The 20,119-nt window shown below is 71.3% G+C and carries 20 protein-coding genes; 8 read left to right on the plus strand and 12 right to left on the minus strand.

Features of this window, described 5'->3' with window-relative positions; translation table 11 throughout:
- Positions 1 to 28: 28 nt before the first annotated feature.
- The 5 genes from QSK37_RS42755 to eccD all read right to left on the minus strand — a co-directional run bounded on the left by QSK37_RS42755 (position 29) and on the right by eccD (position 4,314).
- On the minus strand, positions 29 to 496 hold the full coding sequence (locus tag QSK37_RS42755) for a type VII secretion system-associated protein (RefSeq protein ID WP_285633103.1): 468 nt from the start codon (positions 494 to 496) through the stop codon (positions 29 to 31).
- An 86-nt stretch (positions 497 to 582) separates the two neighbouring features.
- Positions 583 to 906 (minus strand): WXG100 family type VII secretion target, encoded by a 324-nt coding sequence (locus tag QSK37_RS42760; protein ID WP_285633105.1) that lies wholly within the window; start codon positions 904 to 906, stop codon positions 583 to 585.
- 42 nt (positions 907 to 948) lie between these two features.
- Complete coding sequence (locus QSK37_RS42765) at positions 949 to 1,290, minus strand: hypothetical protein (protein ID WP_285633107.1); 342 nt, start codon at positions 1,288 to 1,290, stop codon at positions 949 to 951.
- Between the two features lie 108 nt (positions 1,291 to 1,398).
- The gene (gene eccB, locus QSK37_RS42770) at positions 1,399 to 2,886 is read right to left on the minus strand and encodes a type VII secretion protein EccB (protein ID WP_285633108.1); all 1,488 of its coding nucleotides are present in this window, start codon (positions 2,884 to 2,886) and stop codon (positions 1,399 to 1,401) included.
- Between the two features lie 30 nt (positions 2,887 to 2,916).
- On the minus strand, positions 2,917 to 4,314 hold the full coding sequence (gene eccD / locus QSK37_RS42775) for a type VII secretion integral membrane protein EccD (RefSeq protein ID WP_285633109.1): 1,398 nt from the start codon (positions 4,312 to 4,314) through the stop codon (positions 2,917 to 2,919).
- Positions 4,315 to 4,542: 228 nt separating this feature from the next.
- On the opposite strand from eccD, the gene eccCa reads away from it, so the two are divergent.
- Complete coding sequence (gene eccCa / locus QSK37_RS42780) at positions 4,543 to 8,493, plus strand: type VII secretion protein EccCa (RefSeq protein WP_285633110.1); 3,951 nt, start codon at positions 4,543 to 4,545, stop codon at positions 8,491 to 8,493.
- A 23-nt stretch (positions 8,494 to 8,516) separates the two neighbouring features.
- Here eccCa and QSK37_RS42785 read toward each other — a convergent pair whose 3' ends face one another.
- Positions 8,517 to 9,017, minus strand: coding sequence for a MarR family winged helix-turn-helix transcriptional regulator (locus QSK37_RS42785; RefSeq protein WP_285633111.1), 501 nt, complete (start codon positions 9,015 to 9,017; stop codon positions 8,517 to 8,519).
- Positions 9,018 to 9,127: 110 nt separating this feature from the next.
- Between QSK37_RS42785 and QSK37_RS42790 the strand changes: the two genes are divergently transcribed.
- Both QSK37_RS42790 and QSK37_RS42795 read left to right on the plus strand, forming a co-directional pair.
- Positions 9,128 to 10,048, plus strand: coding sequence for an EamA family transporter (locus QSK37_RS42790; RefSeq protein ID WP_285633112.1), 921 nt, complete (start codon positions 9,128 to 9,130; stop codon positions 10,046 to 10,048).
- A gap of 11 nt (positions 10,049 to 10,059) precedes the next feature.
- A complete protein-coding gene (locus QSK37_RS42795; RefSeq protein WP_285633113.1) occupies positions 10,060 to 10,488 on the plus strand; it encodes an NAD(P)-dependent oxidoreductase in 429 nt (142 codons plus the stop codon).
- A 5-nt stretch (positions 10,489 to 10,493) separates the two neighbouring features.
- Here QSK37_RS42795 and QSK37_RS42800 read toward each other — a convergent pair whose 3' ends face one another.
- Both QSK37_RS42800 and QSK37_RS42805 read right to left on the minus strand, forming a co-directional pair.
- On the minus strand, positions 10,494 to 10,829 hold the full coding sequence (locus QSK37_RS42800; protein WP_285633114.1) for a MerR family DNA-binding transcriptional regulator: 336 nt from the start codon (positions 10,827 to 10,829) through the stop codon (positions 10,494 to 10,496).
- Positions 10,822 to 11,193 (minus strand): ATP-binding protein, encoded by a 372-nt coding sequence (locus QSK37_RS42805; protein ID WP_285633115.1) that lies wholly within the window; start codon positions 11,191 to 11,193, stop codon positions 10,822 to 10,824. The genes QSK37_RS42800 and QSK37_RS42805 overlap by 8 nt, the downstream gene beginning before the upstream one ends.
- Before the next feature lie 168 nt (positions 11,194 to 11,361).
- On the opposite strand from QSK37_RS42805, the gene QSK37_RS42810 reads away from it, so the two are divergent.
- From QSK37_RS42810 to QSK37_RS51940, 3 genes are read left to right on the plus strand one after another with little or no spacing between them, the layout of a single operon-like run.
- Entirely contained in the window at positions 11,362 to 12,171 is an 810-nt protein-coding gene (locus QSK37_RS42810; RefSeq protein ID WP_285633116.1) for a helix-turn-helix domain-containing protein, read from the plus strand.
- Positions 12,168 to 12,260: a DUF397 domain-containing protein gene (locus QSK37_RS42815; protein ID WP_285633117.1), complete on the plus strand. Its 93-nt coding sequence runs from the start codon at positions 12,168 to 12,170 to the stop codon at positions 12,258 to 12,260. The genes QSK37_RS42810 and QSK37_RS42815 overlap by 4 nt, the downstream gene beginning before the upstream one ends.
- 11 nt (positions 12,261 to 12,271) lie before the next feature.
- Positions 12,272 to 12,364 carry a DUF397 domain-containing protein gene (locus QSK37_RS51940; protein ID WP_432705655.1) on the plus strand — a complete coding sequence of 31 codons (93 nt, stop codon included), beginning with the start codon at positions 12,272 to 12,274 and terminating at the stop codon, positions 12,362 to 12,364.
- Between the two features lie 51 nt (positions 12,365 to 12,415).
- Here QSK37_RS51940 and QSK37_RS42820 read toward each other — a convergent pair whose 3' ends face one another.
- Positions 12,416 to 13,321: an SDR family oxidoreductase gene (locus QSK37_RS42820; protein WP_285633118.1), complete on the minus strand. Its 906-nt coding sequence runs from the start codon at positions 13,319 to 13,321 to the stop codon at positions 12,416 to 12,418.
- 89 nt (positions 13,322 to 13,410) lie between these two features.
- Between QSK37_RS42820 and QSK37_RS42825 the strand changes: the two genes are divergently transcribed.
- Positions 13,411 to 13,977 carry a TetR family transcriptional regulator gene (locus QSK37_RS42825; RefSeq protein WP_285633120.1) on the plus strand — a complete coding sequence of 189 codons (567 nt, stop codon included), beginning with the start codon at positions 13,411 to 13,413 and terminating at the stop codon, positions 13,975 to 13,977.
- Between the two features lie 218 nt (positions 13,978 to 14,195).
- Here QSK37_RS42825 and QSK37_RS42830 read toward each other — a convergent pair whose 3' ends face one another.
- The 3 genes from QSK37_RS42830 to QSK37_RS42840 form a co-directional block, all read right to left on the minus strand.
- On the minus strand, positions 14,196 to 14,426 hold the full coding sequence (locus tag QSK37_RS42830) for a hypothetical protein (protein ID WP_285575224.1): 231 nt from the start codon (positions 14,424 to 14,426) through the stop codon (positions 14,196 to 14,198).
- Positions 14,427 to 14,504: 78 nt separating this feature from the next.
- Positions 14,505 to 15,191, minus strand: coding sequence for a sigma-70 family RNA polymerase sigma factor (locus QSK37_RS42835; RefSeq protein ID WP_285633122.1), 687 nt, complete (start codon positions 15,189 to 15,191; stop codon positions 14,505 to 14,507).
- 155 nt (positions 15,192 to 15,346) lie between these two features.
- Positions 15,347 to 18,661 carry a right-handed parallel beta-helix repeat-containing protein gene (locus QSK37_RS42840; protein ID WP_285633124.1) on the minus strand — a complete coding sequence of 1,105 codons (3,315 nt, stop codon included), beginning with the start codon at positions 18,659 to 18,661 and terminating at the stop codon, positions 15,347 to 15,349.
- Positions 18,662 to 18,854: 193 nt separating this feature from the next.
- Here QSK37_RS42840 and QSK37_RS42845 point away from each other — a divergent pair, with 193 nt between their 5' ends.
- Positions 18,855 to 20,090, plus strand: a complete 1,236-nt coding sequence (locus QSK37_RS42845; protein WP_285633126.1) for a S8 family serine peptidase — start codon at positions 18,855 to 18,857, stop codon at positions 20,088 to 20,090.
- Positions 20,091 to 20,119 lie beyond the last annotated feature (29 nt).

Below are 20,119 nucleotides of genomic sequence, written 5' to 3' on the forward strand. Positions count from 1 at the left end.
TTACGTGGGCCGGGATGTCAGCCGGCGCTCAGGTCTGCTGAGAACCGCCGGTCCCCTGGAAGTCGCCGGGCACGGTGCCCAGACCGTCCAGGAAGATCTTTCCGTCGATCTTCACCAGGTTGTCGTGCTGGCCGTCCATCAGCTTGCTGATCGTGGTGTTCAGGTTCGTGTGCAGGTCCTTGAACAGCTTGATCTGCTTGACGTAGACATCCGAGATCGACTGCGCGGTGTCGGTGATGGCCGCGACGACCGCCTTGCCGTGGGTACGCGTGTCGTCGGTCGCCATCTGGCCGATCGACAGCGGATGCTGGATCTTGAAGATCTCCGGCTCGCCCTCGGTGATCTTGCCCTTTCCGAGGAGGCTGTCCATCGTCACCCCCTCGTCGCTGTCCTGATTCGCGATCTTGTCGAGGGAGTCCGAGAAGGGGACGATCTGGTCGTCGACGAAGCTCTTCAGGCCCGCCTTGTCCAAAGTCAGTTTCGGCTTGTCGGCCACTGCTCACCTCTCCTGAGTGCGTGGGATGTCAGGCCGTCCGCGTCGCCTCCGGCCGCCCGTGACCACGAGCGGCCGGAGACGGACGATCAACCGCCGATGCGTACCTCGGACCACATCTGGCTGAGGTTGTTCTCGTTGTACTTGTAGCTGCCGGAGATCTCGTCCAGAAGCTGGGAGTGCTGGGTGAGCATGTTCTCCATCGCCTTGATGGCGTTGTCCCACGCGGTCTGCTTCTGGGTGTAGGTGTCCTTGTCGTCACCGATCCAGCTCTTCTTGAGCTCGGAGAGCTCCATCTCCATGTTGGAGATCGTCTGCGCGATGGCCTTGGTCTGGGAGACCAGGTCGTCGGCGGCGTTGCTCATGTGGGAGTAGTCGACGTAGATGTAACCGTCGGTGAAGTCCTCGCTCATCGATGTCCTCGTTTCTCGTCCGCGGGAGGGAGGGGAACGTGCTCAGCCGTGCAGGGCGTCGAAGACGGACTGCGACTGGTTGTACGCCTGGTTGATCGACTCGTTGCTCGACCCCTGCTGCTGGTGCTGGGAGGTCAGGGTGGTGTTGAGCTTGTCGACCATGTCCCGCAGGTTGCCGAGGATGACGTCACACTGCTGTTCCCAGTTGTTGACGAGCTCACCGAATTTCCCGCCGTCCGAGCCCTTGTAGCCCGAGGCGAGGTTGTAGCGCGTCGACTCGACGTCCTGCCGGATCTTCGTGATGCCGGTGAACGCCTGTTCGAGGGCGTTGATGCCGTTCTTGGTCGCCGATACTTGCGACTGTTGCATTCCGTTGGCTGCCACCGTCCGCCTTCCTCTCTGGTTCGGTGCACGGGATCGGGGGCAGGATGGGAAGCGCCCGTCGAGCCGGCGCGTCCGCCATCCGCATCATCGCCCCATGCCCTCTTCTCCTTATCGGGTGCGACTTGTCGTGGACTTGTCACCGCCTTGCCCGGCGCCTCCGCACGGCTCCGTCGGCGTCGGGGTGGAGCCCGAAGCGGCGGCGGCCGCACTCAGGTCCGGGCCGGCCGGCATCATCGCGAGCAGCGGTGACGGCAGCGCCACCGCCTCTCCGATCGAGTAGCCGAGCGCCGTGAGATCGGCACTGGTCGGCACGCGGTACTTGGTGCCGGTGTCGGTCACGAGGTAGACGGTGGCGCCGCCCGTGCCGCCGTCGGCCGCCAGCGCCCGTACGAGAACCCCGCCGCCCGGCGGAGTGGTGATGCGGTCCACGGGAACACATGCGGCGGAGGTCGCCGCCTGGGCGACCATGCCGAGCGTGCCCGGATCCGCCAGCACCACGCTCACCCGGGGACCCGCGTCGCCCGGCGCGACCCGTACGCACGCGGCCTGGGAGATGCCGCGGCTCACGAGCCGGGGTGGCGTCTCGGGCAGCGTGCCCGGGGACGACGTCTGGTCCGCCGGGGCGAGGTGCGCGTTCAGCACGTCGGGCGACAACGAGGCCGCGGTCGCGCTCCGGTTCGCGTACGCCAGGCGGCGGACGTCCGGGTCGCCCATCAGCAGGTCGGCGACGGTGACGCTGATCTCGGCCAGGCCGTTCTGGCGGAGCTGGTAGTAGCGCGGCTCGGAGCCGATCACACCGACCCGGAAGACCTGGCCGACACGGGTCGCGTGCCCGTCGAGGGCCGGTCCGGCGGTGCCCATGCCGGGCACGGCGGGCGCGGTCAGGTCGGGTCCGGCCGGCAGCGCGTCGAGGAACGCCGCCGAGACCGGAGACGGGGGCCGCCCCGCGTAGCCGAGCGCGGACATCGCACCGCTCTTCTGGTCGATCCGCAGCCGGCTGCCCTGCCACACGAGGTACACGGCGGAGTCGGGCCCGGTGACGAGCATCCCCTCGCCCGCCGTCAGTGGATCGTCGCCCGTGGTGCTCGCGCCCACGGCGAGCGTCGTCGAGGTGGCGGCGGGCCCGGTGTCCCCGGCGCTGGAGCACACCGCCCAGGGGTCCTGGTCGAGGTCCGCCGGCGCCGGCAGCGAGTCGGGCGCCCCGACGATGCCGACCGGCTGCCCGTGCGGCGCGCCGTCCAGCGACTTCGTCCGCACCTTGTGCGTCGTCATCTTGGTGCCGCCGATCAGGCGCGCCGACGCGTAGTTGCGGACCGGCCGCAGCCGGCCGTCCACATACAGGTAGGCGGCGCCGGTGTCCTGGTCGACGATCAGGCTCTGCGGATCGCGCCAGGTGTTCGACCGGCCCGGGGAGATCAGCCCCCAGACGAACGCCGCGGCGCACAGCAGCAGCGCGACGACGATCCCGGCGACCGCGCCGCGGTTCGTCCGGCCCTGCGGGCTCTCCGGCGCGTCCGGGTCGGCCCGCAGCATCCCGGAGGTGATCCGGCCCATGACGAACAGGTGGGCCTGGACCTGGTCACGGCGTGACTGCATCGTCTTCCGCCCGTCCTCTCCTGTCCCGGATCAGCCGATCGCCCGCAACTCGCTGTACACGCCGAGGACCCACAGGGCCAGTGGCAGCAGACTGACCGCCACCAGGCTGTGCAGGATCTCCGCGGCCCGGCCCCAGTACGGCACGAGCCGGCGGCCCGGCACGACCCAGCCGGAGATGAGAAGCGCGGCGGCGGCCGACGCCACCCCGACCGCCGGCAGCGTACGGCCGCCCGGATCGACCCCGGCGACGTGGACGGCGATCATCATGGCGGCGCCCCAGACGCCCGGCGCGACCAGGGACAGGCGCTGCCAGACGTTGCCCAGTCCCCGGCTGTGCAACACCAGGAGCAGGGACAGCGCGAAGGCCATCATCAGCTGGCTGAGCCGGTGGTTGTGGGCCAGCGCCGTCAGGCAGAGGGCGGAGGTCAGGCCGACCGTCGCGTACATGGCGGTCATCCAGGTGTCGGCGATGACCGCGCGAGCGGCCACGGCCGACGGCGAGCGCGGTTCGATGCCCTCCTGGAGCTGCTCGGCGTTGGTCGGCAGCGGCGGCGTCCGCAGCCCCGACAGCCGGAACGACAGCGACGGTACGAACGCGCCGAAGATGACCGCCACGAGGGCCACGATGCTCGCCGCGTGCTCGGGCGGCATGTCCGCGACCATCAGCAGGACGCCGCCGAGCGCGCCCGCGAGCGCGAACACGGTCGCGCCGACGAAGAGTGCCGTGTAGGCCGCCACCACGGCGAGCGCGAGCACCGAGGCGCCCGCCTCCGCCGCGGACGCGGCCAGCAGCCGGGCGCCGAGCGTCTGATAGTGGTCCGGGCCGCTCAGCGAGCCGCCGGGCAGCAGCCAGCCGGCCAGCACGAGGTACGGGCCGACCATCGCGCCCAAGAGCGCGGCCGCGGCCGCGTCGCCCACGGCGCGGCTCGCCGCGGCGGCGCCGGCCAGCAGCAGCAACGCGAACGCGCCCGCCGTGATCTCGCGCTGCACGGCCGAACCGCCCGGCAGCGCGATGATGACGAGCGCGCCGATGAGGGCCACCAGCGTCAGCCCGCGCAGCAGCCGCCGGCTCGCCTGCGGGCTCCAGCCGTGCGGGCTCTCCTTCATCGTGGTCGAGATGCCGTCGACGATGTCGTCCAGCCGTACCTCGGGCAGCGCCTCGGTACGGGGCCGCAAGTAGACCGTGTCGCCGTCGCGCAGCCCGAGCGACTCGAGCGTGGCCTCCTGGTCGAGCGGGGCCTCACCCAGCCGCTGGAGCACCCAGCCCTCGTGTTCGAGGCCCGCCTCGCCGAGGTCGTCTCCGCCGTACCCGAGCACGGCCGGAAGCAGGTCGGCGACCGGGACGTCGGCGGGTACGGCGAGGTCGATGGCCTTCGAGGGCGCGCGTACCGTCAGCCGGCACAGCCCCGCCGCCGTGCCACCGCTCATGGGGCCCTCCTTCTGCGATTAAGGCATGTTCTGTTGTTCTCGTCAGTGCTCTCCGGTTAGGCATACGTAAGCGAAGAGCACCCGGTTCATCCGTGTTCTAACGATCCGGTCGATGGCTGGTCACTGTACGATGCCTGGCAACGAGTCCGCTCGCTTCTCCTCGGCCGCTCTCCGCACACCGCCGACCCATCGCCGCGTGCCGTGCCGCACACGCCCAGGAGGCCCCCGTTGAGTTTCTTGCTTTTCCGCAGGCCCGTGCGCCGACGCGCGCCGGAGATGCCCGACGGGGAGATCAACCTCCAGGAGCCGCCGACCCTCCCCGAAACGGTGCCCGACTCGTCCGCCATCTGGACGTACCTGCCGATGGCGCTGATGTCCGGCGCCATGATGATGATGTACATGACGCGCGGCGGCGGGAGCAGGACCAACGGCTTCCTGCCGATCTCGCTGATCATGATGGTCGCCGCCGCCGGTGCGATGCTGCTGGGCAACGGCATGCGCCGCAGCGGCGAACGCAAGCAGAAGCTCAAGGGCGCGCGCCGCGACTACCTCCGCTATCTCTCCCAGACCCGGCGCAAGGTCCGCAACGCCGTGCGCGACCAACAGAAGTCCCTGGTCTGGCGGCACCCGTCCCCGCTGACGCTGTGGTCCGTGATCGGCACCACCCGCATGTGGGAGCGCCGCCCGTCCGACCCCGACTTCGCCGAGGCGCGGCTCGCCATCGGCGAGCAGAAGCTCGGGCTGCGGCTGTCGCCGACCTCCACCAAGCCGGTCGAGGACCTCGAACCGCTGACCGCCCACGCGCTGCGCAGCTTCATCCGCGCGTACGCCACCGTGCCCGAGCAGCCCACCGCCGTCTACCTGCGGTCCTGGGCCCGGCTGCTGATGCGCGGGGACGAGGAGGCCATCCGCGGCATGGTGCGGGCGATGATCGCTCAGCTCGTCGTCTTCCACTGCCCGGACGACCTGTGGCTCGCGCTGTGCGTCGCGCCCGGCCGCCGGGCCGAGTGGGAGTGGGTCAAGTGGCTGCCGCACAACCACAACCCGCACGACAACGACGGCGCCGGGCCGGTCCGCATGATCGCCACCGACTTCCCGGAACTGGAGGGAATGCTCGGCGCCGAGTTCTGGGAGCGCCCGCAGTACGACCCGGAGGCGCGGACCGGCCGCGAGGAGCCGTACACGCTCATCGTGGTGGACGGCGCCACCATCCCGGCCGGGCACCCGCTGGACGGCCCGGGGATGCGCAATGTCACCGTGCTCGACCTGAGTGGCACGCTCACCTGGCGGCCGGGCCGTACGACCCTGCGTCTCGATGTGCGGGACGGCGAGCTGCGGCTGGTCCGTACCGACCGCGACCGCAAGGAGCAGACGACCCTGCTCGGCCGGCCCGATGACCTGGGCGTGCGGAGCGCGGCCGCGCTGGCCAAGAGGCTCTCGCCGTACCGGCTGGGCGTGGGCGGCGAGACCGCGGAACCGCTGTCGTCCACCATCGATCTGGCCACGCTGCTGGGCATCCCCGACCTGCACCGCCACGACCCCGCGACGCTGTGGCGCAAGCGCACGGCCTCCGAGCGGCTGAAGGTGCCGATCGCGGTCGGCGCCGACGGCACGCCCGTGGAGCTGGACATCAAGGAGTCCGCGCAGGGCGGCACCGGCCCGCACGGCATGCTGATCGGCGCGACCGGCTCGGGCAAGAGCGAGCTGCTGCGCACGCTCGTCCTCGCGATGGCGCTGACCAACTCCTCCGAGACGCTCAACTTCGTCCTCGTCGACTTCAAGGGCGGCGCGACCTTCCTCGGCCTGGACGAGCTGCCGCACGTCTCCGCGGTCATCACGAACCTGGCCGACGAGGCGTCGCTGGTCGCCCGCATGCGCGACGCGATCCACGGTGAGCTGATGCGGCGGCAGGAGCTGCTGCGCGCCGCCGGCAACTACGTGTCCGTGCTGGAGTACGAGCGGGCGCGCGCCTCCGGCACGCCGCTGGAGCCGCTGCCGAGCCTGTTCGTGGTGGTGGACGAGTTCAGCGAGCTGCTCGCCGCACACCGCGACTTCATGGAGCTGTTCGTGATGATCGGCCGGCTCGGCCGCAGCCTCGGCGTGCACCTGCTGCTCGCCTCGCAGCGGCTCGACGAGGGCCGGATGCACCAGCTGGAGAGCCACCTGTCCTACCGCATCGGCCTGCGAACGTTCTCGGCCATGGAGAGCCGCGGCGTGCTCGGCGTCCCGGACGCGCACACGCTCCCGCCGCAGCCCGGCAGCGGCTTCCTCAAGACCGGTGTCGAGGCGCTGACGCGGTTCCGCGCGGCCTACTCCTCCGGCGCATACCGGGCGCGCAGCAAGGCCGACCAGGCGCGGGTCGCGAGCCAGGTGGTGCCGTGGTCCGCCTCGCGGGTCGCGCCGGTCGAGCCGCCCGAGCCCGTGGAGGCCGAGGAGGAGACCGAGGAGACCGGCGAGACGCTGCTGTCGGTCGCGGTCGACCGGATGCGCGACGCCGGTCCGCCCGCCCACCAGGTGTGGCTGCCGCCGCTGGACCTGCCCCCGACGCTCGACCAGATCCTCCCGCCGCTCGAGCCCGACGACGTTCTCGGCCTGACGACCGTCGACTGGGAGCTCCGCGGCGAGCTCACCGTGCCGGTGGGCATCGTCGACCGGCCCTTCGAGCAGATCCGCGACCTGCTGGTCGTCGACCTGCACGGCGCGGGCGGCCACGTCGCCATCGCCGGCGGCCCGCAGAGCGGCAAGAGCACGCTCATCCGCACCATGATCGCCGCGCTGGCGCTCACCCACACGCCGCGCGAGGTGCAGTTCTACTGCCTCGACTTCGGCGGCGGCACGCTGATCGGCCTGGCCGGCCTCCCGCACGTCGCCGGGGTCGCCGCGCGCATGGACGCCGAACGCGTCGGCCGGACGATCGCCGAGGTCACCGCGCTGCTCGCCGACCGCGAGCAGTTCTTCCTCACGCACGAGATCGACTCGATGGCGACCTACCGGCGCCGCCGGGCGGAGGGCGAGTTCGCCGACCAGCCGCACGGGGACGTGTTCCTCATCGTGGACGGATGGTCGACGCTCCGGCAGGACTACGACCGGTACCTCCCGACGTTCAACGCGATCGCCGCCCGCGGCCTCAACTACGGCATCCACCTCATCATCACGACCGCACGCTGGGTCGAGCTGACGGCGGCCGTGCGCGACCAGGCCGCGACCCACCTGGAGCTGCGGATGGGCGATCCGATGGACTCGGAGATCGACGCCCGCCGCGCGGCCTCCGTGCCGCGCGTCCCCGGCCGCGGCATGACCCGCGACAGCAAGCTGCACTACCTCACCGCTCTGCCGCGCATCGACTCGGTGGAGAGCGCCGGCGACCTCGCGGAGGGGGTCGCCGGGCTGGTGGCGGCGGTGAGCGAGAGCTGGTCGGGGCCGCCGGCGCCGCCGGTGCGGATGCTGCCGGCCACGCTGCACGCACGCGAGCTGCCCGCGCCCGAGGGCGACTTCCGCGTGCCCCTGGGGCTGGAGGAAGAACGGCTCTCCACGGTGTGGCACGACTTCGGCGAGAACCCCCACATGATCGTGGTCGGCGACACCGAGTGCGGCAAGACGAACCTGCTGCGGCTCATGGCCAAGGCCATCACCACGCGGTACACGCCCGAGGAGGCCCGCATCATGGTGGTGGACTACCGCCGTGAGCTGGTCGAGGCGGTGCCCGACGAATACCGGCTCGGGCACGCCGTGTCGATTGACGCGCTACGCGACCTCCTGGACGGCGCCGGACGGGCGATCAAGGCGCGCGTGCCGGGCCCGGACATCGCGCCGGCCCGCATGCGGCTGTGCGACTGGTGGAGCGGGCCCCGGCTGTTCATCCTGGTCGACGACTACGACATGGTCGGCGCGGGCCCGATGCAGCATCCGTTCGACCCGCTCATCCCGCATCTCGCCCTCGGCTACGAGGTCGGCCTGCACCTGGTCGTCGCGCGGTCCGCGGCGGGCGCCGGACGCGGGCTGGGCGAGATGATGATGCGGCGGCTCCAGGAGGTCAACACGCCCTCCCTGCTGATGTCGTGCCCACCGGACGAAGGCTTCCTGTTCGGCAACATCAAGGGCCGCATCCTGCCGCCCGGCCGGGCCCTGCGGATCGCCCGGCGCAAGGCGGTGCAGATGCAGACGGCCCTGCTCGACTGAGCCGCGCACGGCGGCCCGTGGTCCTAGTCGAGTGACGTGTCGCCGAGGGACTCCAGGAGGTCGCGCAGCGTGCCCGCCAGCCGGTCGCGCTCGCGTGGGCCCAGTGCGGCCAGGAGGAGCGCCTCGTTCTCGGTGTGCGGGCCGACCAGCTTCTCGACCGTCTCCCAGCCGCGTTCGGTGAGCCGTACGCGCACCGAGCGGCGGTCCGTCTCGTCGGGCACGCGTTCGACGAGTCCCCGCTTGGCCATCCGGTCGATGCGGTTGGTGATCGCACCGGACGTGATCATCGCCGCCCGGTTGAGGGCGCCGGCCGTCAGCTCGTACGGCGGGCCCGACCGGCGCAGGGTGGCCATGACGTCGAACTCCCACCGCTCCAGGTCGTGCTCGGCGAAGAACTCCTTCAACCGGATGTCCAGCAACCGTGACAGGCGGGAGATCCGCCCGACGATCCCCATCGGCCACACGTCGACGTCGGGACGTTCCCGTCCCCACTGGGCCAGCACCAGGTCAACCGCGTCACTCATGGGTCCTCCCTCTCACGATTGACAATCTTAACGTTGAACTACTTGACGTTGAAGGTCTTCGCGTTGCACAGTTATCTCAACGTTGAGATTATCAATGTGGAGAGATCGCCATGCCTCTTTCACGCCTCCCCAACGCGCGGGATCTCGCGCTGACCGGGCTCACCCCGCTCGCCTGGGGATCGACCTACGCGGTCACCACGGAGTTCCTGCCGCCCGGCCGGCCGATGTTCACCGCGCTGATGAGGGCGCTCCCGGCCGGCCTGGCCCTGCTGGCCCTCACCCGTACGCTTCCGCGCGGCGCGTGGATCTGGCGGGCGGCGGTGCTGGGCGTGCTGAACATCGGCGCGTTCTTCCCCCTGCTGTTCCTGGCGGCGTACCGGCTGCCGGGCGGCGTGGCGGCCGTCCTGGGCTCGGTGGGACCGCTCTTCGCGCTGGTCTTCGCGGCCATGCTGCTCGCCGAACGGCCGACCGCCCGCCGCCTGCTCGCCGGCCTCATCGGGGTGCTGGGCGTGAGCCTGGTCGTCCTGCGCTCCGGCGCGCGCCTCGACACCGTCGGCGTACTCGCCGGACTGGCCGGGGCCGCGGCGATGTCGGCCGGAACGGTGCTCACCAAGCGCTGGGGACGTCCGGAGGGCGTCGGAGCGCTCACCCTCACCGGCTGGCAGCTCACCGCCGGCGGGCTCCTGCTCGTCCCCGTCAGCCTGCTCGCGGAGGGCGCCCCGCCCGCCCTCGACGGCCGCGCGGTGGCCGGCTACGTCTACCTCGGCGTCGTCGGCACGGCGATCGGGTACTGGCTGTGGTTCCGCGGCGTGTCCCGGCTGCCCGCCACCTCGGTCGCGTTCCTCACCCTGCTCAGCCCGCTGTCCGCCGCGGTGATCGGCTGGGCCGCGCTCGGCCAGGCGCTCAACGCGCTCCAGGCGCTCGGCATGGCGATCGCCTTCGGCGGCACGCTGCTCGGCCAGACGCGCCGTACGCGCCCCACCCCCACGCCTGAACCCGCACCGGTGCCGGCCCCGGCCCGCGCCTGCTGAAGGAGAGAGACATGCGCATCACCGTGTTCGGCGCGGCCGGAGACACCGGAAGCCGGGTGGTGACCGAAGCGCTCGACCGCGCTCCGGCGCCACGGCTGCTGATCGTCGGCGGCGCGGCGACCCTGACCGTGCCGGGCACCGGCGGCTTCGTGATCGACGACCCGGACTTCCCGGCGGACTGGCGGCCGATCGCGCTGGCGTGCGCCGAACAGCTCACGGTCTGCCGCACCACCGAAACCGACGTGGACTGGGCCTACCTGAGCCCGGCCGCACTGCTCGAACCGGGGAAGCGCACCGGCGTCTACCGGACGGGCACCGACACGCTGCTGACCGACGACGAGGGGAACTCCGCGATCTCCATGGAGGACCTCGCGGTCGCCCTGCTCGACGAGGCGGAGAACCCGGCCCACCACCGCACGAGATTCACCGTCGCCTGGTGAGGCGATCACCGCGCCTTCCCACCGCGGTCCCGTAAGGCCGTCTGTTTCCGCAGGATCCGGCGCATCAAGCCATAGCTGACGCCGAACTCCTGCGCCACGCGTCGGATGGGCCAGCCTTGGTCGTAGAGACGCGCGGCATCCCGTTCGAAGCCCTGCCGCTCGACCACGTTGGCGTCCCGGAGAGCCACCACCTCGCCGCGCCGGTAGCGGCGATGGCCGCCGGGGGTGCGTACGGCGGGCTTGATGAGCCCGTCCCGCGCCCACCGGGCGACCGTGGTGGTCCGTACGCCCAGCAGCGCCGCCGCCTCGCGCGGCGTGAGCAGATCGTCGAAGTCAGGCATCGGGGAGGACCGCCCATACACATTTTCCAGGGGCCACCACGCGGCATCCCCACGTCTCCGAGAAAGCCGCGATCAAATGCATTCCACGTCCGTGTTCGCCGTCGAAGTCGATCGGCAGGACCGTGGGGCGATGTGGAGATGAGTCCCACATCTCAAGGCGGACGGCTCCGCCGTTCCAGTCGACCGCGACGATGTAGTCCCGGCTCGGCGTGTGAATCAGCGCGTTGTTGAACATCTCACCGATGACCTGGACTCCGTCGTCGATCTGACCGGACCGCCCCCACAGACGAAGCCTGGACGCGACGAAGTCTCGCGCTATACCGGCCGACGTGAGGAATGGCGGCAGACGCCGCTCCTGACGCATCGCGTCGCTCCCATCTTTCGCCAACGAGTCGCGGCCTATTGCCGCGATACCGCTAAAGACTGGCCCGAGCGAACTACGATCGGAATGGTTCGACACAGCCACCAGAGCAAGGCCACGGCGAAACACGGTTCACTGAATCAAAAGTGAAATAACCACAAGAGGGAGATTATGGGCAGAACCCCCAGTCCGACGCTGATCACGCTCGGCCGCATCGTGCGGTTCTGTCGGGACGCGGCGGATATCAAGCAGGCCGACCTGGCCAGGACACTCGGCTACTCGGTGGGCTGGCTGAGCAACGTGGAAACGGGCCAGCTCCGCGCGCGGCGCGACCAGGTGGTCGCCATCGAGAAGGCATTAGGCCTGGCGGAGTCGACGCTCACCGACATCTACGACGACCTCCGCCACGACCACCCTGTGGAGCGGTTCGAGAGGTACGAGGAGAGGGAGCGCCGAGCCACGAGAATCCTCGACTACGAGCCCCTGGCCGTACCCGGCCTGCTCCAGACCGAGGAAACGGCACGCGCTCTGCTGGTCGCCGGCCGACCCGCGGACCCGCCGGACGCCATCGACGATCTCGTGGATAGACGCATGGCCCGGCAGCACATCTTTACGCGGGACACTCCGCCGACGCTGTGGGTCATACTCGACGAGACGGTGATCCGACGCCCGGTCGGAGGATCGAAGGTCCACGCCGGCCAACTCGACCACCTGCTGAAAATGGCCGAGCGGCCGGGAATCTCGGTTCAGGTCATACCGTTCGCCACCGGTGCGCACGCGGGCCTCGTCGGCGTATTTCACATCCTCAGCTTCGGGAACGAACCGAGCATCGCGTACACTGAAGATCCAGCGACCGGACATATTCACGAACGACCTGAACTGGTGCGGACGATATCTGATACGTATCACGCGCTTCAGACGTCGGCACTTCCCTCCACAGCATCGCTAGCGATCATCAAGGAGGTGAGAGACGAAATATGACCGTCGAGAATTCCGAATGGCGCAAGTCCAGCCGCTCAGGAGGCAACGGTGGCACATGCGTCGAGGTCACCGTCGTCCAGGCGGACTAGGGGACGAGACCATGATCGTCGAGTATGCCGAATGGCGTAAGGCCAGCCGCTCAGGAGGCAACGGTGGCGCGTGTGTCGAGGTCACCGTTCTCCAGGCCGACTAGGATCCCCTGAGCAGCAGAAAGCCTCTGATCAGTGCGATCAGAGGCTTTCACTTATGCGAAGTAGTGGCCTTGCTCCAGGTCCTCGATGAGTCCCGGATGGGCCGGTTCCCAGCCGAGCACCTTTCGGGTCACCTCACTGGAAGTCGGGTTGTCCACCCCCACGACCGTGCCGAGGAAGGCGAAGCGCTCCCCGGCGTCCTCTGCGGAGATGCTTTCCACGGGCACACCGGCCCCGCGGCCGATGGTGGCCGCGATGTCGCGGAAGGGGATGCCCTCGTCCGCGACCGCGTGCAGGCGGCTCCCGGCCGGGGCGCTCTCCAGGGCCAGCCGGTACACCCGCGCCGCGTCGAGTGTGTGCACCGACGGCCATCGGTTCGCCCCGTCTCCCACGTACGCCGACGCGCCGGTCTGCCGTGCCACGCCGATCAGGATGTGCGCGAAGCCGTGGTGGTCTAGCGAACTGTGCACGATCGGGGGCAGCCGGACGGCGGACGATCGCACGCCGTGTTCGGCGAGTCCGATCACGAAGTTCTCCGCGTCCACCCGGGGACCGCCGGGAGCGAAGTCGGCCTCGGTGCCCGGTCGTCCGGTGATGCCCGCGCCGGCGAGCATGAGCGTGCCGGACGAGGTGACGAGCGGCTTGCCCGTCCCTTCGAGCGCCGAGGCGAGCGCCTTGATGGCGGCGAAGTCGGCGGCGGCCGCACCGGCGAAGTCACCGGCCCCCATCAGGTCGTGCTTGAAGGCGAGGTGGATGACGCCGTCGGCCGCCTCGGCGGCCTCGCGCAGCCCGTCCAGGTCGTCCAGGTCGCCGCGTCGGACCTCGGCGCCGGCGGCCGCGATCGCCTCGGCTGAGCGGTCCGAACGCGCCAGCCCCACGACCTGATGCCCGGCCCGTAGCAGTTCGGGTACGACCGCCGACCCGATGTGCCCGGACGCGCCGGTCACGAGAACACGCATGGGAAACCCTCCCGGAAATGAGTGATGTCACCTGGTGTCATCACACTAGCACGGCGATGACACCGGGTGTCATCAGCTAGTCTTGCCGCATGGGCAGATGGCGGCCGGACGCGCGGGCGCGGCTACAGGAGGCGGCCCTGACCCTCTACGGCGAGCGCGGCTACGAGAAGACGACCGTCGCGGAGATCGCGGAGCGCGCGGGGCTGACGAAGCGCACGTTCTTCCGGTATTTCGCGGACAAGCGCGAGGTGCTGTTCTGGGGCTCGGAACTCCTGGAGCAGCGGATGGTGGCCGCCATCGAGGCCGCCCCGGCGTCCACCTCGGCTCTCGGCCTTATCGGCGCGGCGCTGGACGCCGCCGCCGTCCGGTTCGAGGAGGTCCGCGAGTTCGCCGGCCTGCGGCACCGGATCATCGCCGCCAGCCCCGAACTGCGGGAACGCGAGCTGATCAAGGCGATGTCGCTGACCGGCGCGGTGACACGGGCCCTGCGCGCACGGGGACTCGACGACACCGCCGCCGCCCTCGCCGCCCACACCGGCGCCACCGTCATGCACGTCGCCTTCGAGCAGTGGGTCGACGATCCGAGCCGGACGCCGTTCCAGCAGATCGCCAGGGATTCCCTGGCACAACTCCGGGAGATCGCCTCTACCGGATGATTCACGACCAGGTCGGTCCGACCGCGGAGCGGGTGGGCCACCATCGTTCGCGGGGTTCTCCTGACAGGAGAAAATTCTGCTCACGTAAGAACGCCGCGAACGGCATGCCCCACGCCTTGAGAGCGGAAGGGCGGGTTCAACGACGCGTGGCCCGGCAGTTTCGTCACTGCCGGGCCACGCGTTTCTCCTACCTGTTACGACGGCAGGGCGCCGAGGGCTTAGTAGGTCGGCTGCACCCACAGCTCGTACTGGCCGTAGCCGAGCGACTGGCAGTAGAAGCCCACCCAGCGGCCCTGCGGGAAACCGGCGTTGCCGGCGTCCGAGCACGCCTGGACCGACGGGTAGACGCCTCCGGGGACGAAAGTGGCGGCGGACGCCGAGCCCGCCGTGGCGAGGGCACCGCCCGCCACACCCGCCGCGAGGGCCAGCGACACCAGAGTCTTACGCATCATGTGAAAACTCCCAACCTGATGAGGAATCGACTCGAGCGCGGATTTCGCTCTTTGACACGACCCGGCCTGGATCGCTCAATCCATTACGGCCTGGGCACGCAGTGACGCGCGCAGGGCGCGCATGGCGTAGTGGGCGCGGGACTTGACCGTTCCCGGCGCGAGGCCGAGCGCGGCCGCCGTCTGCTCGACGCTGTAGCCGGCGTAATAGGTGTAGATGAGGACCTCGCGCTGCTGCACGGTGAGCTCGGTCATGGTCTCCAGCACCGCCCGCAGCGTCACGACCCGGTCGGCCGGGTCGGGCACGGCGGGCTCTTCGGGCTCATCGGCGACCTCTTTCGGCCGAGCCTGCCGGGCGCGGTGGTGGTCGATCACCAGCCGGTGCGCGACAGTGAACAGCCAGGTGCGCACCTGGTCCGTCGTCGGGTCGAGGATTCCCCGATGCTGCCAGGCGCGTACGGCGGTCTCCTGGACGACGTCCTCGGCCCGGTACCGGTCGCCGCCGCACAGCTGGACGACGAAGCTGAGCAGGACCGTGCCGTGCCGCTCGTAGAGCGTGCGGGAGAAGGCGTCGTCCCCCAGAGCGTCCGACTCCTGGGCCGGGCCCTGTACCGGCGCGGGCACCGCTCCCCGCGGCGGCACGTCGCCGCCACGTCGCGCGCGCACCGGCGCGTTCGCCCGATCGCGACCGCGCGGTGCGACCACCGGACGGTCGGCGACGGTGGTCCGGTTCAGCGGCCGGTCCAGCACCTGACTGCGCGTCATAAGGAGGCGACCCCATCTGTTCGTCCGGAACAGGTCGCGCCCTCGTGCTTGACGCGACCACTGTCATCGCGCTCCATGCTGGGCAGGCGGTCTTGGTGCCTGCTTGCCGACTCCTTGCCGACGCGGCCGACGCGCCCGCGGGCGCGTCGGCAAGGTCAGTGCGGGCTCGGGGTGTTCGCGGCCGGGATGTCCTCGGGCAGCAGCGAGCGCAGGGCCGACACGTCCGGTGAACGCATGCCGCCGAGCCGCCGGGCCTGGCGGGTCATCATCGTCTCCAGCAGCTGGCGGGCCAGCCGCGCGTTGCCGAACGTACGGTCGCGCGGGATGGCGTCCACGTACGCCCGCAGCGAATGGACCGTCTCGGGGGCGCACTCGTACCCGTTGGCCTCGGCCTGGCTCCTCATGATCGCGACCAGCTCGTCGGTGCTGTAGTCCTCGAACTCCACGTGCCGGGAGAACCGCGAGGCCAGGCCCGGGTTGGAGCCGAGGAATCGCCGCATCTCCTCGGTGTAGCCCGCGACGATGACGACGACCTCGTCGCGGTGGTCCTCCATCAGCTTCAGGAGCGTCTCCACGGCCTCCCGGCCGAAGTCGTTCCCGGAGCCCTCCGGGGTGAGGGTGTAGGCCTCGTCGATGAACAGCACACCGCCCAGCGCGGTCTGGAACACGTCCCGGGTGAGCTGTGCGGTGTGACCGACGTAGCGGCCCACCAGGTCCGCGCGCGCCACCTCCACCAGCTGCCCGCGTGGCAGTACGCCGAGGGCGTGCAGCAGCTCGGCGTAGAGCCGTGCGACCGTCGTCTTGCCGGTGCCGGGCGAGCCGGTGAAGACCAGGTGCCGGCTGATGTTGGGCGCGGGCAGCCCGGCGGCCTCCCGCTGCTTGGCCGCGGTCAGCAGGTCGACCATGTCCTTGACCTCCCGCTTCACGGCACCGAGGCCGATCATGCCGGAGAGCTGGGCCAGGAGGGTCTCGCGGTCGGCGGAGGTCTCGGTCGCCCGCGCGGCGTCGTCGCTGACGTCCTCGGGCAGGAGCAGCGTCAGGTCGCTCTCGGCCGGGTCGGTCATCCCGGCGAGACGGAACGCCTGACGGTCGACCATCTCCTCGAATACGCCCCGCGCGGCCCGGCCGTTGCCGAACGTGGCGCCGCGCGGCATGCGCTCATAGTGTGCGGCGAGCGCCTGCCGGGTGCGCGGGTCCAGCTCGTACCGGTGGTTCCGGCACATGTTCTCGGTGATCGTGACGAGCTCTTCGACCGAGTAGTTGGTGAACTCGATGGTGCGGCTGAACCGCGAGGCCATGCCGGGGTTGGTGGACAGGAACGACTGCATCTCGTCGTTGTAGCCGGCCGCCACCACCACGACGTCGTCGCGGTGGTCCTCCATGAGCTTCACCAGGGTGTCGATGGCCTCCCGGCCGAAGTCGTTCTTGCCCTCCGAGACCAGGGTGTACGCCTCGTCGATGAACAGCACGCCGCCGAGGGCCTCGTTGAACGCCTCCGTGGTCTTGATGGCCGTCGCGCCGACGTACTGGGCGACCAGGTCGGCGCGGGACACCTCGACCAGGTGCCCGCTGCGCAGCACCCCGAGTTCGGTGAGGATCCCGCCGTACAGCCGGGCGACCGTGGTCTTGCCGGTGCCGGGCGGCCCGGCGAAGATCAGGTGTCGGCTCATCGGGGGCACGGGCATGCCGAGCCGGGCCCGGCGCTGCGACATCTGGTTGAGGTTGACCAGCGTGCGCACCTGCCGCTTGACGCCCTCCAGGCCGACGAGGGCGTCCAGCTCCTCCAGCGGCCCCGAGGGCTTGGCCTGCCGGGTCTCCGCGGGCTTGTCGGGCGCCTCGGGGTCGACGTCCTCGCCCACCTCGAGCCCCCAGGAGTCGGCCGCGGCGTTGCCGGAGCTCTCCAGGTCGCGTACGGTCAGCCGCCCGCCGGGGCGGGGCTGACGCAGGCCGGCGCCACGGTTGTCGCGTACGGCGCAGCCGATGACGGAGACCGCCTCGGCGGTGTCGACCCGGATGCCGTCGCCGAGGCTGGTGGACAGCTCACAGGCGTCGAGCGTGGCCCGTGCCCCGGCCGACAGCAGGACGCCGTGCGCGCCGGAGCCGCTGACCCGGGCCCGGGTCATGGTCACGTCGCCGCCCTCGCGTACGACGACGCCCGAGGCCCCGCTGCCGGACACCTCGCAGTCCAGGACGACGCCCATTCCGCCGGACTCGACCGAGATGCCCGCGTCGCCGGCCGACCGGAACGCGCAGTCGCGGAAGGAGACGTTGGCCCCGCCGCCGATGCGCACGGCGACGCCGGTCGCCCGCTCGACGACGCAGTGCTCCAGGCGCCCGCGCCCGTCATCGGCGATCTCCACGCCGTTCCCGCCGGGCGAGGTGACGGTGGCGGACCGGATGAGCGGGGTGGCGCCGGAGCGTACGGCGATCGCGGTGCCGGCGGCGTCCGCCACCTCCAGCCGGTCGAACTCGGGCACCGAGTCCTCGGACAGCAGCACGGACGCCGACGCGTCGGCGCACTCGCGCACCGTCGTCGCGGTGAGCGCCGGCGAGCTGGAGCCGGTGACCTTGATGGCGGAAGCCGTCGAGCCGGTGAACTCGCACTCCTCGAACGTGCCGCGCGAGCGTTCGGTGACGGCCAGCCCGTTGTCTTTCGTACGGGCCGTGCGGCAGCGCCGCAGCAGCGGGTCCGCCCCGCCGGCCAGCACGATGCCGGGACCGGAGGTGATGTCGCTGACCGTGACGTCCTCCAGCACCGGCCGCGAGCCGCTCGTGACGTAGACGCCCACCGCGCAGTCGCGCACGCTGGTGCGCACGATTTTGGTGGCGCTGTCGCCCTCCAGCGCGATGGCCGGCTTGGAGGTCGTGGCGATGTGGCAGTCCTCGATCGTGCCCTGCGCCTCGCCGTTGGCCAGCACGCCGTTGCCGCGCGCGTCGCGCATCCGGCAGCCGCGGATGATGGAGCGGGCGTTCTCGCCCAGGACGACGGCGGAGGTGCCGAGGTTCTCGATCAGGCAGTCCTCGATGACGCTGGCCGTCTCGGCGGTGTCCACGATGCCCGCGCCCTCGGCGTTGGTGATGCGGCAGCCGCGGATCGCCAGCGACCCGGCTCCGCGGGCGAGCACGGCGGTCCACCCGGAGCCGGCCACGGTGCAGCCCTCCATGGCGATCTGACCGTGCGCGGCGTCCACCACGGGTACGTCGTCGCCACCGCCGCGCAGCGTGAGGTCGGTCAGCATCACGGCGTCCGTCAGCAACATCACCGCCGTCCCGCTCCGCGGGCAGATCTCCACGCTCCCCCGCTCGCCTTCGGCCACGATCGTGACCCGGGTGCGGATGACGAGGCTCTCGGCGTACCGGCCCGGCCGGATCCGGACGACCGACCCGGTGCGTGCCGCGGACAGCGCCTCCTGGATCGTCCGGAAACCGCCCGGTCCGTCCGGGGAGACCGTGAGCAACTGCCGAGACACGCTGGACCCTCCTCGGGGGCGGTGTGATGCTGTAGGTCGATGATGTCGTGGGCGGCGCCGTTCATATGCCTTTCGGACCATCATGCCGCTCAGGGGGACCGCTTGACACCCTCCCCGGGCGTCCTGCGGACCAGCAAGGACGAATACCTCCGACGACAAGAAAACGACAAGACGGTTCTCCTAGGCTGAGCGCATGCGACGTGTCCCTCGGCGTGCGCGCGCCGTCGCCTCGGTGGCCGTCGCCACCCTCACGCTCGCCGTCTCCGCTCTCCCCGGAGCCGCGTCGGCCACCGCGTACCGGCGACGGCCCGCCGCCGCGCCCACCCCGGTCGGCCTGCCCGTCATGCCGTCGTCCCTCGCCACCGGCCAGCCCTGCACCGGCGCCTCCCCCACGGAGGCGCACGCCCAGCCGTGGACGGTGCGCGCGCTGAGCCTGTCGCGGGTGCGCCAGCTGAGCCAGGGCGCGGGGATCACGGTCGCGGTCGTGGACACCGGCGTGTCCCCCACGGTGCCCGCGCTGGCCGGCCGGGTCTCCGCACCGGGCGGCGCGGACAAGGACTGCGTCGGCCACGGCACCTTCGCCGCGGGCCTGATCGCCGGCCGCGCCGACGACGCGACCGGCGGCGGTGTCGCACCCCAGGCGCGGATCCTCGCCGTACGCGGCACCGGCCCGCGCGGTGAGCCCGACCCCACCGCGGTCGCGGCGGGCATCCGCTCCGCGGCCGACGCCGGCGCGCGCGTCGTGTACGTCGGTGTGGCCCTGATCGTGGGACGCGCCGAACTCACCGCGGCGGTCGCGTACGCCACCCGCAAGGACGTCCTCGTGGTCGCGCCCGCGGCGCTGGACGTGGCCCCCACCACCGGCGGTGTGCCCGGGGCCGCGCCGAGCACCCCGCCGGCCCAGCCGTACTTTCCGGCCTTCATCCCGCAGGTGGTCTCGGTCGAGGACTACGGGGACGGCGGCACCCGCCCGAAGGACGCCCCGACCATCTTCGCCGCCGACCTGGCCGCCCCCGGCGACGCGGTGGTGAGCGTCGGGCCGAAGGGCACCGGCCACTTCATCGGCTCCGGCTCGTCACTGGCGGCGGCCAACGTGGCGGGGACGGCGGCGCTCATCCGGGCGTACGACCCCAAGCTCACCGCCGCCGAGGTCGCCCGGCGGCTGGTCGTCTCCTCCTATCCGGCGGCGGTCCCGATCCTGGACCCGTACGCCGCGGTGTCCGCCGTCTCGTCCACGGCTGCCCCGGCCGCCGCGCCGCGGCCCGACCCCGCCGTCCGGATGCCCGCCTCCGGCGCTGACACCACGCGCGGCCGGGCCCTGATCGTCGCCGCGGTGGGCGGCGGCCTGGTCGCACTGGTGGCCGCCGCCGCCGTGGTCATCCCCCGCGGCCGCGCCCGCCACTGGCGCCCCGCCGGACGCGACGGCTGAGCCGGCGGACGCGCGAGCGCGTCCCCGGC

Origin of the sequence: Actinoallomurus iriomotensis (assembly GCF_030269445.1) — a bacterium.
Lineage (GTDB): Bacteria > Actinomycetota > Actinomycetes > Streptosporangiales > Streptosporangiaceae > Actinoallomurus > Actinoallomurus iriomotensis.